Consider the following 13,938-nt stretch of genomic DNA (forward strand, 5'->3'; position numbering starts at 1 on the left):
CTTCATTCCGGTTAGCGCTCTGACCTGCATGGACGCCGGATCCTTTACCGGCCCGGGAATCCGCTCGCTTTTCAGTGAGCGGCCCCTCCACTGTTAGGTTCAGCGCGATTATCCATAGCGCAGAAACCTGTGAATCCGCGCTTCCAGACTGGAGTGTTCGAATTTTGAGACGATCCCAGGCGCACGCGATGCGTGCGCCTTTGAGGCGTGTCTGGCGGTGGCCGATACCCGTCCTCGGCCTCGCCATGCTGACCACGGGGCTGACCGCGATCGACGCGGCCGCCGCCGGGCCCGCGCTGCCGGGCAACCAGAAACTGACCAAGGTCACCGGCGAACCCGTCAAGGGCAAGCCCGCCCCCGGTCCCGCCGAGTCGCAGACGAAGGCCTGGAAGGGGGCCCCGAAGATCGCGTGGCCCGCGGCGGGCTCCGCCGAGATCACCCTGCCCAGCACACCCGCAGCGCCGGCCACGTCACTGAAGTCCTCCTCCGCCGGGGCGTTCGCGCTCCCGGCGCGCGACGCGGGCGTCGCGGGCCAGGCGGTCAAGGCGGGCAAGCTCCCGGTGTCGGTCGCCTCCGCGGACCTCACGAAGTCGCCCGCCGCCGCCCAGCGGTCCGCGGCCGGCATGTCCGCGGCCGCGGACGCCGCGGCGGCGGCCCCCACCGACGTCAAGGTCAAGGTGGACCTGCACGACCGGGCCACCGCCGAGCGCGCCGGCCTGACGAGCAGCCTGCTCCTCTCGGTCGAGCGCACCGACACGGGCGGCTCCGCCGCTCCCGTCTCGGTGGAGCTCGACTACGCCGCCTTCAAGAACGCCTACGGCGGCAGCTGGGGATCCCGCCTCCGCTTCACCGCGATCCCGACCTGTGCGCTGACCACCCCGCAGAAGCCCGAATGCCAGGGCAGCACGCCGGTCACCACCAGGAACGACGCGGAGACCGGCAAGCTCGTCGCCACCTTCGACGCCCCGGCCAAGCCCGCCACGGCGCCGAAGCCCGCGGGCAAGGCCTTCCTCAACGCCCCGGCCCTCGCGGGCCTGGCCGCCGCGGGTCCGGCCGCCGCCCCCGCCGCCGGCGGGATGACCCTGGCCGCCTCCCCGGGCGCCGACGGCGCGAACGGCACGTACAAGGCCACCTCGCTGAACCCCTCGGGGTCCTGGCAGGCCGGCGGCTCGGCCGGTGACTTCTCCTGGTCCTACCCGCTGGAGATCCCCGCCTCCCTCGGCGGCCCGAGCCCGTCGCTGTCGCTGGGCTACTCCAGCTCCCAGATCGACGGCCGCACCAGCGCCGCGACCCAGCAGACCTCGTGGGTCGGCGACGGCTGGGACCTGGCCTCGAACTACATCGAGCGGGGCTACGTCCCGTGCAGCCAGGACAAGCGCAAGGACTCCGGGTACAACAACCCGAAGGACGACACGGGCGACCTCTGCCACGGCGCTCCGATGGTCACCATGTCCCTCAACGGCGGCTCCACGCCGCTCGTCCTGGACGACGTCACCAAGAAGTGGCGCCCGGCCAAGGACGACGGCTCGAAGATCGAGCTGCTCCAGGGCGCGCAGAACGGTGACAAGGAGGGTGACCACTGGCGGTTCACCAACCCCCAGGGCATCCAGTTCTACTTCGGCCTGAACAGGGTCCCCGGCTGGACCGCGGGCAAGCCCGTCACCAAGTCCGCCTGGAACGTGCCCGTCTACGGCAACCACCCGGGCGAGCCCTGCTACACCGCGACGTTCGCCGACGCCGTCTGCGACCAGACGTACCGCTGGAACCTCGACTACGTCGTGGACCCGCGCGGCAACGCGATGACGTACTGGTACGAGAAGGAGGTCAACCACTACGGATCGAACTACAAGATCGCAGGTGGTTCGACCGCCCGCCCGTACGACCGGTCCGGCTGGCTGGACCACATCTCCTACGGCCTGCGCAGCGACAACCTGTTCGCCAATGCCCCGGCCCAGGTCAAGTTCAAGGTCGAAGAACGCTGCATCAAGACGGACGCCTTCGACTGCGCGGAAGCGAAGCTGAAGCCGGAGGTCGCGTGGGAGATCGCCAAGGAGTGGCCCGACACCCCGGGCGACCAGCTGTGCGCCAGTGGTGAGGAGTGCAAGGGCCGGTTCACCCCGACCTTCTTCACCCGCAAGCGGCTGACCGAGGTCAGCACCTTCGTCTGGAACGGCACCGCTCCCAAGGCGGTCGACACCTGGACGCTGAAGCAGACCTTCCCGGCGACCGGTGACGGCACGGACTACCCGCTGTGGCTCGCCGAGATCAAGCACTACGGCAAGAACGGCGCACCGCTCGACCTGCCCCCGGTGAAGTTCCGCGGCAAGCAGCTCGACAACCGCGTGGACGGCCTGGGCGACGGCAAGCCCGCGTACCGCCGCTACCGGATCGAGGCGATCGACACCGAGACCGGCTCGACGATCCTGGCGCACTACAAGGAAAACCAGTGCCGGGCGGCGAACCCGCGCGTGATGCCGGCCTCCCCGGAGGCCAACACGCTGCGCTGCTACCCGGTGGTCTCCGAGCTGCCGGATCCCACCGATCCCGCGCGCGAGCGGAAGATCTACTCCACCGACTGGTTCCACAAGCACGTCGTGGACTGGGTCCAGGAGGACGACCGCAACGGCAACTCGCCGTCGCGGCGCACCGAGTACGAGTTCATCGGTGACCCGGCGTGGGCGTTCGACGACGAGACCGAGATGATGCGTCCGAAGACGCGCACCTGGTCCCAGTGGCGCGGCTACGAGCGGGTCCGGACCTTCATCGGCCAGGCCCCGGACAAGCGCTCCCAGACGGAGACGCTGTTCTTCCGCGGCCTCGACGGAGACCGGGCGACGCCTGCGGGCGGCACCCGTTCGGTCAAGGTCAAGGACTCCGAGGGCGTCGAGATGGCGGACCACCGCCTCTACGCCGGCCAGACCCGCGAGGTCCTGGCGTACAACGGCGAGGGCGGCGCGCTCGAAGCGGCCACGACCTACACCCCGTGGCTGCACGGCCCCACGGCGACCCGCCTGCGCAAGGGCGAGACGACCGCGGAGGACATCGAGCCCCAGCAGGCGTTCGTCCAGCAGACGACGGGCGTCAACTCCCGCATCCTGCTGTCGGACGGCCGCGGCTGGCGCCGTACGGCGATGACCACCAAGTACGACGCCCGCGGCCTCGCCGAATGGGTCTCGAACCGCGGTGACGTCGCCGACCCGTCCGACGACAGCTGCAGCCGCTACTGGTACGACGCGGACGAGACCCGCTGGATCATCGCCCGCCAGAAGCGGGTGGAGACGGTCGCGAAGGCCTGCGACGCCACCGGCGTGCAGAAGCCGGCGGACGTGACGTCGGACATCAAGATGTCCTACGACGCGGCGGGCAACGTGAAGTCGACGGAGTCCCTGACGGGCTACTCCGGCGGCAACCCCACCTACCAGGTCGACGGCAGCGCGACCTTCGACGCGTACGGCCGCCCGAAGACCAGCACCGACGTCTTCGGCAAGACCACGAAGCTGGACTACACGCCGGCGTCGGGCCAGATCGTCACCAAGGTAGTCACCACCAACCACTTGGGCCACTCCCAGACCACGGAGACCGACCAGGGCCGCGGCTCGATCCTCGCGAAGCAGGACACCAACGGCCGCCGGCAAGTGATGGAGTACGACTCCCTCGGCCGCCTGTCGAAGGTGTGGTCCCCGTCCCGCAACCCGCAGAACAAGTCGCCGAACGGCATGTTCTCGTACGACGTCCGCACCGACGGTCCGGTCGTCATCACCAACAAGGCACTGCTGGACGACGGCACCTACCGCACCAGCTACGACATCTACGACAGCAGCCTGCGCATCCGCCAGACCCAGATGGAGGCACTGAGCGGTGGCCGGGTCATCTCGGACACCTTCTACAACAGCCTCGGCCAGGTCTGGAAGAGCAACGGCGCCTACTACACGGCCGGTACGGCCTCCGGGGTCCAGTTCGCCCCGAAGGACAACGAGGTCCCGTCCTCGACGATGACCCGGTACGACGGGTCGGGCCGCTCGACCGCCCAGATCTCGCGCAAGTTCGGCGAGGAGACGTCGCGTACGACGACGACGTACGGCGGCGACAACATCACGGTCGACCCCCCGAAGGGCGAGACCCCGACCCGCGCCTTCCTGGACGGCGCGGGCCGCAAGACGGAGCTCCGCTTCTTCAAGTCGGACTCCCCGACGGGCGCGTACGACAAGACGACGTACGCGTACAACCAGCGCGGAGCACTGGAGTCGGTCGTCAACCAGGCGGGCGACAAGTGGGGCTTCGAGTACGACATCCGCGGCCGCCAGACCAAGTTGACGGACCCGGACAAGGGCACGTCGACGATGACGTACGGCCAGGGTGACCGCGTGGCCACCATGACCGACGCCCGTGGGAAGGTACTCGTTCCCGAGTACGACGCCCTCGGCCGCACCGTCGCCATGCACGAAGGCTCGGTGACGGGCCCGAAGCTCACCTCGACCACATTCGACACCCTGCCGGGGGCCATCGGCCTGCCCGTGGCCTCGACCCGATTCGTGGACGGAAAGGCGTACACCCAGGAAGTAACCGGGTACGACACCGAGTACCGCCCGACGGGTACGAAGGTCACCATCCCTTCCTCGAAGGGTGAGGAGGCACTCGCCGGCACGTACGAGTTCACCACCGGATACCGGGAGAACACCGGCCTGGTCGAGTGGTCGGAGCAGCCGGCCGTGGCCGGCCTGCCCATCGAACTCACCGAGATGCAGTACAACCACTTCGAGCTGCCCACGATGATGGGCATCGAGGGGAAGACGTTCGTCGACAAGGTCGACTACTCGCCGATGGGCGACGTACTCCGCACCTATACGGGTCCTGCCCTGTCGCAGGTCTACACGACGAACTACTACGACGAGCAGACGCGGCGTGTCACCCGAACCGTCAACAGCCGGGAGAAGGCGCCGGGCGCGATCAACGACACGACGTTCAAGTACGACGACGTCGGCAACATCCTCAAGATCACTGACAAGGAAGGACCGACCGCCACTGCCGACGTGCAGTGCTACGCGTACGACTACCTGCGCCGTATGAACGAGGCCTGGACCGCGACGGACGACTGCGCGGCCCAGCCGAACGCGTCCGGCCCCGGCTCCAAGCCGCAGGTCGGCGGCCCGAACCCGTACTGGAGCTCCTACAGCTTCGACGCGGCGGGCAACCGCACGAAGGATGTCCAGCACTCCACGACCGGTGACCCCACCAAGGACGTCACGCGCACCTACACCTACGGCACTCCGGGACAGGCTGGCGCCAACGGTCTGAAGAAGGTTGACACCACCGGACCGGGCGGTTCGCGCACCGAGTCGTACACCTACGACACGGCAGGCAACACGAAGACCCGGACCATCCAGGGCGACACGCAGACCCTGGACTGGAACACTGCGGGCCAGCTGGAGAGGGTCACTAAGGGCACCGACACCACCGGCTTCGTCTACGACGCCGGTGGCAACCGCTTGATCAAACGTGACAAGACGGGTACCACGCTGTACCTGCCGGGAACGGAGGTCAAACTGACAGCGGCGGGCAAGCTGGAGGGCACGCGCTACTACGCCCACCCGGCCGGTCCGGTCATGGTCAAGACGGCCAAGGACGGCGTGATCTCCACGTCGTACCTGATGGGCGACCAGAACGGCACCGCAACGACTGCGGTGGACGCCAAGTCCTCTGCAGTCACCCGCCGGAAGTTCACCCCGTACGGCGAGGTGCGCGGCGCGGCCCCGTCCGTCTGGCCGGGCAAGAAGGGCTTCGTCGGCGGAGAGGTCGACGACTCCATCGGCACCGTCCATCTGGGTGCTCGGGAGTACGACCCGGCTACAGGCCGGTTCTTGTCGGTCGACCCCATCATCGACTTCAACGAACCGAAACAGCAGAACCCGTACGTCTACGCCAACAACTCGCCGGTGACCTTCAGCGACCCTAGCGGTCTGTCGATCGCGCCTCCCGTGATGCCGATCAAGGACTTCACGGACGCGGAGGCGGCCTGGGCCAATATGATCCAAGGCAAGAGCGCCCTGGACATCGCGCTCGAGATCGCGATGGGCATCCTGAAAGACGCCTCGGGTTACAACGACATCCGCGATTGTCTCAGCGGTTCGTGGGGAGCCTGCGCCGGACTCGCCCTGGACGCGGCACTGCCCTTCGCGGGCCGCGCCAAGCGCATCATCAAGGCGCTGGACAGGGCCTGGGAGGCCTTCAACAGCTGGTCGCAGAAACTCGCTCTGGCACGCGACATTCTCCGGCGCGTCGAGCAATACCAGCAGGCCATGGCCAAGTACGCCGAGGACCTGGCCGAGTGGAAACGCCAAATAGAGGAAGCCGCCGAGCGAGCGAGAAAGCTGGAGGAGGAAGCCGCCGCGGCACGCAGAGCTGCCCAGGAGGCAGCCGCCGCAGCTGCAAAGAAGGCCGACGAGGCCAAGGCAACGGCAGCCAAGCAAGGCAAGGCATCCTCAACCAAGGCAAAGAAGGCCGATAGCGGCGGCAAGTCGTCGAAGTCCGCGCAGACGAAGAAGGCCGATGGCCCGAAAAAGTCGGCGCCGGACAAGGACGGCGGCGGCGACATGAAGGCCCCCGACGACGCCTGTAACACCAACAGCTTTGTCCCGGGCACTAAGATCCTCATGGCCGACGGGTCCTCCAAGCCGATTGAGAGCGTAGAGCTTGGCGACGAGGTTTTGGCCACCAAGGCGGAGTCCAGTGCCAGTTCGGCTCAGCCGGTTGTCAGTCAGATCATCGGAGAGGGTCAGAAGAACCTCGTCCAGATAACGATCGACATCGACGGCGAAATGGGCGGTGCCACCGAGTCCGTCACCGCGACCGACGGCCACCCGTTCTGGGCTCCGTCTCTGGACAAGTGGCTGCGGGCCAGCGACCTCACGGTCGGCCAGTGGCTTCAGACGTCGGCCGGCACCTGGGTGCAGGTAAGCGGAGTCAAGCACTGGACTCAGCAGAAGCAGGTCCGGAACCTCACCGTCGCAAGCGAGCACACGTACTATGTGCTGGCGGGCGCTACTCCCGTCCTCACCCATAATTGCGGCCCGACTGTGGCAAACGGCGCAGTTTTGGAAGGGCTGTCAGTATCCGAGATCAAGCGAATTCAGAATGCTGCCGACAGCCGCGGGGTATCGATCGCGGTAGTAGGAAGTCGAGCCAAGGGGGCTCGGTCCGCCACCAACCCTGATGGCTACCACGCCGAATCTGACTGGGATTACGTAATCACCGGCATAAACAGCCGAACCAAGAGTAGAATATCGAGTTCGCTCCCCAAGGCAGACGTGTCCCTGGGCAGAGGAAGACGCCAAGACATCTTTACGGGGCCTCTTGTCGACACAGAGCCGTACATCATGTTCCATCCCAGGAGGGCTCAGTGAATCAGAACGGAACCATCGGCCCCATCCTAGCCGTCTCTGGAAACTACGCCGTGGTTCAGATCCCGAACCGAAACTCACCTGCAGCAGCCATTCAGGGGGATTCATTGAAAATCCTCCAGGAAACTGTGAAGGAGCTGACCGACTGCCTGACCGCCGGCGATCTCGAAGAAGCCCAGTTTCCGCTGCAGGAGATCGCCACTACTATTTCCGAAATGATTGCAACGTACGAGGACGCTGCACGAGAGCTGGACTTCAAGCTCCCATACCATTCGTAAGCGGTCGGCCGAAAACCGACAAGCGGTTGTCGGACTAACCCCTCACCCCAGGCGGGAGCGCTAATGCTCCTAACGATGCCGGGGGAAGGAATCCCCCGGCCGAGGTAACGGTTGGGCCCCTCCCGAAGATCGGGAGGGGCCCAAGCTTTCTCACCGCCGCCGCATGTCCGCCACCCTCGCGCGTTCCCGTTCGCCCGGGTCCGACAGGGCCGACGCGCTGCGGAGTTGGGCCGTTGGGCCGCCTCGGCGTTGGACCGGGAGGGGGGAGTCGCGGCGGGGGCGGCGGGTGCCCATGCCGTCCACGCCGCCTGAGGCGCTGGCCGCGCCGCCCGCCACCGTGATCTGGACGCCCTGGTCGGCCAGGGCCTGGAGCTCCGTGGCCGCGCGGTCGTCGTGGGGTGGGGGTTCGTCCGTGACCAGGCGGGTCATCACGTCCGTCGGCACCGTCTGGAACATGGTGTCCGTGCCGAGCTTCGTGTGGTCCGCCAGGACGACCACCTCCGCCGCCGCCTGCACCAGCGCCCGGTCCACGCTCGCGGAGAGCATGTTGGACGTGGACAGGCCGCGCTCGGCCGTCAGGCCGCTGCCCGACAGGAACGCCCGGGAGACCCGGAGCCCCTGGAGGGACTGTTCGGCCCCGCTGCCCACGAGGGCGTAGTTGGACCCGCGCAGGGTGCCGCCGGTCATCACCACCTCCACCCGGTTGGCGTGGGCCAGCGCCTGGGCGACCAGGAGGGAGTTGGTCACGACGGTGAGGCCGGGCACCCGGGCGAGCCGGCGGGCCAGCTCCTGGGTCGTGGTGCCCGCGCCGACGACGACGGCCTCGCCCTCTTCGACGAGGGAGGCCGCGACATCGGCGATGGCGGTCTTCTCCGCCGTCGCGAGATGGGACTTTTGCGGAAAGCCGGACTCCCGCGTGAAACCGCCCGGCAAGACCGCACCGCCGTGTCGGCGGTCGAGGAGTCCTTCTGCCTCCAGTGCCCGCACGTCCCGCCGTACGGTCACTTCGGAGGTCTGGACGACGCGGGCGAGCTCCCGGAGCGACACCGCTCCGTTGGCCCGCACCATTTCGAGGATCAATTGGCGACGTTCTGCAGCGAACACGAAACTGACAGTAACCCCAACGACCGTCTGGTTTCAGCTCCTTGCGCCGGAATACCGAAGTTGTCCATATGGCGGGTCGACTAGTGGTATACGCGCCCCGAGGCCTGGGTGAACATCCCGCCACCCGGCAGCCTACCGCCCCAACTCCCTTGCGGGGTGGGGCGGTTGGGGCCGGATCAGGCCTCTCCGCCGGCCTTCCGCGTGTGCAGCTGGCGGGCCACCTCGGCGATCGAACCCGAGAGGGAGGGGTACACGGTGAACGCGTTTGCGATCTGCTCGACCGTCAGGTTGTTGTCAACGGCGATCGAGATGGGGTGGATCAGCTCGCTCGCGCGCGGCGAGACGACCACTCCGCCGACGACGATGCCGGTGCCCGGGCGGCAGAACAGCTTCACGAAGCCGTCGCGGATGCCCTGCATCTTGGCGCGCGGGTTGCGCAGCAGCGGCAGCTTCACCACACGGGCGTCGATCTTGCCGGCGTCCACGTCGGCCTGGGTGTAGCCGACGGTCGCGATCTCGGGGTCGGTGAAGACGTTCGAGGAGACCGTCTTGAGGTTCAGCGGGGCCACCGCGTCGCCCAGGAAGTGGTACATCGCGATGCGGCCCTGCATGGCGGCGACGGAGGCCAGCGCGAAGATGCCGGTGACGTCGCCCGCGGCGTACACGCCGGGCGCGGAGGTGCGCGAGACCTTGTCGGTCCAGATGTGCCCGGAGTCCTTGAGCCGGACCCCGGACTCCTCCAGGTTCATGTCCTTGGTGTTCGGGATCGCGCCGACCGCCATCAGGCAGTGCGTACCGGTCAGCACCCGGCCGTCCGAGAGCGTGACCTCGACCCGGTCGCCGACGCGCTTGGCGGACTCGGCGCGGGAGCGGCCGATGACGTTCATGCCGCGGCGCCGGAACACGTCCTCGAGGACGGCGGCCGCGTCGGGGTCCTCGCCCGGCAGCACGCGGTCGCGGGAGGACACCAGCGTGACGCGGGAGCCGAGGGCCTGGTACGCGCCGGCGAACTCCGCGCCGGTGACGCCGGAGCCGACCACGATGAGCTCCTCGGGGAGCTCGTCGAGGTCGTAGACCTGGGTCCAGTTCAGGATGCGCTCGCCGTCGGGCTGGGCGTCCGGGATCTCGCGCGGGTGGCCGCCGGTGGCGATCAGCACGGCCTCGGCGGTCAGGATCGTCTCGGTGCCGTCGGCGGCCGTGACGATGACGTCGCGGGTGCCGTCGATGCCCTGCGGGCCGCCGAGCTTGGCACGGCCCCGTACGACGCGGGCGCCGGCCCGGGTGACGGAGGCGGTGATGTCGTGCGACTGGGCGAGGGCGAGGCGCTTGACGCGCCGGTTCACCTTGCCGAGGTCCACGCCGACGACGCGGGCGGCCTGCTCGATGTGCGGGGTGTCGTCCGCGACGACGATGCCGAGCTCCTCGTACGACGAGTCGAAGGTCGTCATGACCTCGGCGGTCGCGATGAGGGTCTTGGAAGGCACGCAGTCGGTCAGGACCGAGGCCCCGCCCAGACCGTCGCAGTCCACGACGGTCACCTCCGCGCCGAGCTGGGCCCCCACCAGGGCCGCCTCATACCCGCCGGGTCCGCCGCCGATGATCACGATCCGGGTCACGAAAAGTCCGCCTCACGTCTACCCGGCCGGCTGCCGCCCCGGCCGGTGTTCCGGGGGGTCTCCCCGGGGGATGCATTCCGTGCCCCATTGTCCCGCACGCTTCAAGGTGCTTCGCGCACGGTCCCGCCATCCGGGACCACGGCCCGGCCCCGCCGGGACCGCAGCCCGCGCCCGGCCGGGACCAGGGCCGCGCCCGGACCACGGCCCCGCCCCGCCGGGACCGCAGCCCGCGCCCGGCCGGGAGCGCCGCCACCGCCGCCCCTCCCGTACCCTCGACCACATGTCGCTCTACGCCGCGTACGCCGGCAACCTCGACCCGCGGCTGATGACGCGCCGCGCACCCCATTCGCCGCTGCGCGGCACGGGCTGGATCAACGACTGGCGGCTGACCTTCGGCGGCGAGCAGATGGGCTGGGAGGGCGCGCTCGCGACGATCGTCGAGGCCCCGCGCCACCAGGTCTTCGTCGCCCTCTACGACATCGCGCCGCTCGACGAGGACTCGATGGACCGCTGGGAGGGTGTCGGGCTCGACATCTACCGCCGGATGCGGGTGCGCGTGCACACGCTGGACGGCGAGGAGGCGGCCTGGGTGTACGTCCTGAACGGCTACGAGGGCGGCCTGCCCTCGGCGCGCTACCTCGGCGAGATCGCGGACGCCGCCGAGTCCGCGGGCGCTCCGCACGACTACGTGATGGAACTGCGCAAGCGCCCCTGCTGAGCGGTGCGGGTCCCGCGCGGGACGATTCCGGACCCCCTTTCGGCGGATTCCCGGCCCGCCAGGCCCGCCCGGGGACGATTCGGTGGAAACGACAAGGCAACGATCCGAACACCGTGAGCTGTGCCATCTACGCGCGTAGGCAATGAGCGGCTACGCTCTTCCGCGTGAACGCATCTGTTACCGACCCCTTCGCCGCCGCCGACGCCGCAGCCGCCCGCCTCCGCGAGCTGACCGGCGCGGAATCCCACGATGTCGCCCTCGTGATGGGCTCCGGCTGGGCCCCCGCCGCAGAGGCGCTCGGCGCCCCCGAGGCCGAGTTCCCGGTCACCGAGCTGCCCGGCTTCCCGCCCCCCGCCGTCGAGGGCCACGGCGGCAAGATCCGCTCGTACAAGATCGGCGACAAGCGCGCGCTGCTCTTCCTCGGCCGGACCCACTACTACGAGGGCCGCGGCGTCGCCGCCGTCGCCCACGGTGTCCGCACCGCCGTCGCCGCCGGCTGCAAGACCGTCGTCCTCACCAACGGCTGCGGCGGTCTGCGCGAGGGCATGAAGCCCGGCCAGCCGGTCCTGATCAGCGACCACCTCAACCTGACGGCCACCTCGCCGATCGTCGGCGCGAACTTCGTGGACCTCACCGACCTCTACTCGCCGCGCCTGCGCGCGATGTGCAAGGAGATCGACGAGACCCTCGAAGAGGGCGTCTACGTGCAGTTCCCCGGCCCGCACTACGAGACCCCGGCCGAGATCAACATGATCCGCGTCATGGGCGCCGACCTGGTCGGCATGTCCACCGTGCTGGAGGCCATCGCCGCCCGCGAGGCCGGCGCCGAGGTGCTGGGCATCTCCCTGGTCACCAACCTGGCGGCGGGCATCTCCGGCGAGCCCCTGAACCACGAAGAGGTGCTCCAGGCCGGCCGTGACTCGGCCGCGCGCATGGGCAAGCTGCTGACCCAGGTCCTCGCCCGCATCTGAGACGGCACAGGCACCGGCACCGTACGAGAGACAAGGCGGAAGTAGTGCAGGAACAGGACGACCTGATCACCCGGGCGCAGGCCTGGCTGGCGGAGGACCCGGACCCGGAGACGGCGGCCGAGCTCGCCAAGATCATCGAGGCGGGCGACACGGCGGAGCTCGCGGACCGGTTCTCCGGCACGCTGCAGTTCGGCACCGCCGGTCTGCGCGGCGAGATCGGCGCGGGCCCGATGCGGATGAACCGCTCGGTGGTCATCCGGGCCGCGGCGGGCCTCGCGGCGTACCTGAAGGCCCAGGGCCACGACGGCGGCCTGGTCGTCGTCGGCTACGACGCCCGCTACAAGTCGGCGGACTTCGCCCGCGACACCGCGGCCGTGATGACCGGCGCCGGCCTGCGCGCGGCCGTCCTGCCCCGCCCGCTGCCGACGCCCGTCCTCGCGTACGCCATAAGGCACCTGGGCGCCGTCGCCGGCGTCGAGGTGACCGCGAGCCACAACCCGCCCCGGGACAACGGCTACAAGGTCTACCTCGGCGACGGCTCGCAGATCGTCTCCCCGGCGGACGCCGAGATCGCGGCGCAGATCGCCCGCGTCGAGACGCTCGACTCCGTACCCCGCCCCGCGGACGGCTGGCTGCAGCTCGACGAGGAGGTCCTGGAGGCCTACCTGGCGCGTACGGACGCGGTCCTGACCCCCGGCTCCGCCCGGGGCGTGCGGAGCGTCTACACGGCCATGCACGGCGTCGGCAAGGACGTCGTCATGGCGGCCTTCGCCCGGCACGGCTTCCCGGAGCCGGTGCTCGTCGCCGAGCAGGCCGAGCCGGACCCTGCCTTCCCGACCGTGGCCTTCCCCAACCCGGAGGAGCCCGGCGCGATGGACCTGGCCTTCGCGAAGGCCGCCGAGGTCCGCCCGGACATCGTCATCGCCAACGACCCGGACGCCGACCGCTGCGCGGTGGCCGTCCCGGACAACGGCGGCTGGCGGATGCTGCGCGGCGACGAGGTCGGCGCGCTGCTGGCGGCCCACCTGGTCCACAAGGGCGCACGGGGCGTCTTCGCGGAATCCATCGTCTCGTCCTCGCTCCTGGGCCGGATCGCGGAAGCGGCGGGCGTGGGCTACGAGGAGACCCTGACGGGCTTCAAGTGGATCGCCCGCGTGGAGGGCCTGCGCTACGGCTACGAGGAGGCGCTCGGCTACTGCGTCGACCCCGAGGGCGTCCGCGACAAGGACGGCGTCACCGCCGCGCTGCTCGTGGCCGAGCTGGCCTCCGAGCTCAAGGAGCAGGGCCGTACCCTGACCGACCTGCTGGACGACCTGGCGATGGCCCACGGCCTGCACGCCACCGACCAGCTGTCGGTCCGCGTCTCGGACCTGTCGGTCATCGCCTCCGCGATGGCCGCGCTCCGCGCGGAGCCCCCGACCTCCCTGGCCGGCCTGCGGGTCGTCTCGGCGGAGGACCTGACGCGGGGCACGGAGTCCCTCCCGCCGACGGACGGCCTGCGGTACTACCTCGACGGTGCGTACAAGGCCCGGGTGATCGTGCGGCCTTCGGGCACGGAGCCGAAGCTGAAGTGCTACCTGGAGGTCGTGGTCCCGGTCCCCGAGGCCTCCGACCTCGCCCCGGCCCGTACGCGCGGCCAGGAGATCCTGGACGCGATCAAGAAGGACCTGGCGGTAGCGGCGGGCATCTGATTTCCCCCGCCGCCGCTCGCACGGCTCGGCGCCGAGGCACCTCCCCGGCTTCGCGCCACCGCGCCGGACTCCGTCCGTCGGTCCGGCGCCCGTTCGGCCCCCTGAGCTCCGGCTCGGGGGGCCGTCGGCGTATCGGGGCCGCTGCGCGGGGCATTCCCCCACC

7 protein-coding genes are annotated in these 13,938 nt (G+C 69.5%); 5 read left to right on the forward strand and 2 right to left on the reverse strand.

The features are described from left to right. Positions 1–188 precede the first annotated feature (188 nt). On the forward strand, positions 189–7,400 hold the full coding sequence (locus tag ACFWP3_RS05825) for an RHS repeat-associated core domain-containing protein (protein WP_384216574.1): 7,212 nt from the start codon (positions 189–191) through the stop codon (positions 7,398–7,400). Next, the gene (locus ACFWP3_RS05830) at positions 7,397–7,675 is read left to right on the forward strand and encodes a DUF6959 family protein (protein WP_384216576.1); all 279 of its coding nucleotides are present in this window, start codon (positions 7,397–7,399) and stop codon (positions 7,673–7,675) included. Before ACFWP3_RS05825 ends, ACFWP3_RS05830 begins: the two co-directional genes overlap by 4 nt. 150 nt (positions 7,676–7,825) lie before the next feature. Here the strand turns inward: ACFWP3_RS05830 and ACFWP3_RS05835 are convergent, their stop codons facing one another. Together ACFWP3_RS05835 and ACFWP3_RS05840 are read right to left on the reverse strand one after the other, a co-directional pair. Next, positions 7,826–8,779 carry a DeoR/GlpR family DNA-binding transcription regulator gene (locus ACFWP3_RS05835; protein ID WP_384216578.1) on the reverse strand — a complete coding sequence of 318 codons (954 nt, stop codon included), beginning with the start codon at positions 8,777–8,779 and terminating at the stop codon, positions 7,826–7,828. A 176-nt stretch (positions 8,780–8,955) separates the two neighbouring features. After that, positions 8,956–10,395 (reverse strand): NAD(P)H-quinone dehydrogenase, encoded by a 1,440-nt coding sequence (locus ACFWP3_RS05840; protein ID WP_362598395.1) that lies wholly within the window; start codon positions 10,393–10,395, stop codon positions 8,956–8,958. Between the two features lie 280 nt (positions 10,396–10,675). Here ACFWP3_RS05840 and ACFWP3_RS05845 point away from each other — a divergent pair, with 280 nt between their 5' ends. The 3 genes from ACFWP3_RS05845 (at position 10,676) to ACFWP3_RS05855 (ending at position 13,775) form a co-directional block, all read left to right on the forward strand. Then, positions 10,676–11,113, forward strand: a complete 438-nt coding sequence (locus ACFWP3_RS05845) for a gamma-glutamylcyclotransferase (protein ID WP_069921661.1) — start codon at positions 10,676–10,678, stop codon at positions 11,111–11,113. Between the two features lie 164 nt (positions 11,114–11,277). Continuing rightward, complete coding sequence (locus ACFWP3_RS05850) at positions 11,278–12,084, forward strand: purine-nucleoside phosphorylase (protein ID WP_215148388.1); 807 nt, start codon at positions 11,278–11,280, stop codon at positions 12,082–12,084. A 44-nt stretch (positions 12,085–12,128) separates the two neighbouring features. Further along, positions 12,129–13,775, forward strand: a complete 1,647-nt coding sequence (locus tag ACFWP3_RS05855) for a phospho-sugar mutase (protein ID WP_384216581.1) — start codon at positions 12,129–12,131, stop codon at positions 13,773–13,775. The last annotated feature ends 163 nt before the right edge of the window (positions 13,776–13,938 follow it).

Source organism: Streptomyces sp. NPDC058525 (genome assembly GCF_042719495.1).
In the GTDB taxonomy this organism is placed as follows: Bacteria; Actinomycetota; Actinomycetes; order Streptomycetales; family Streptomycetaceae; genus Streptomyces.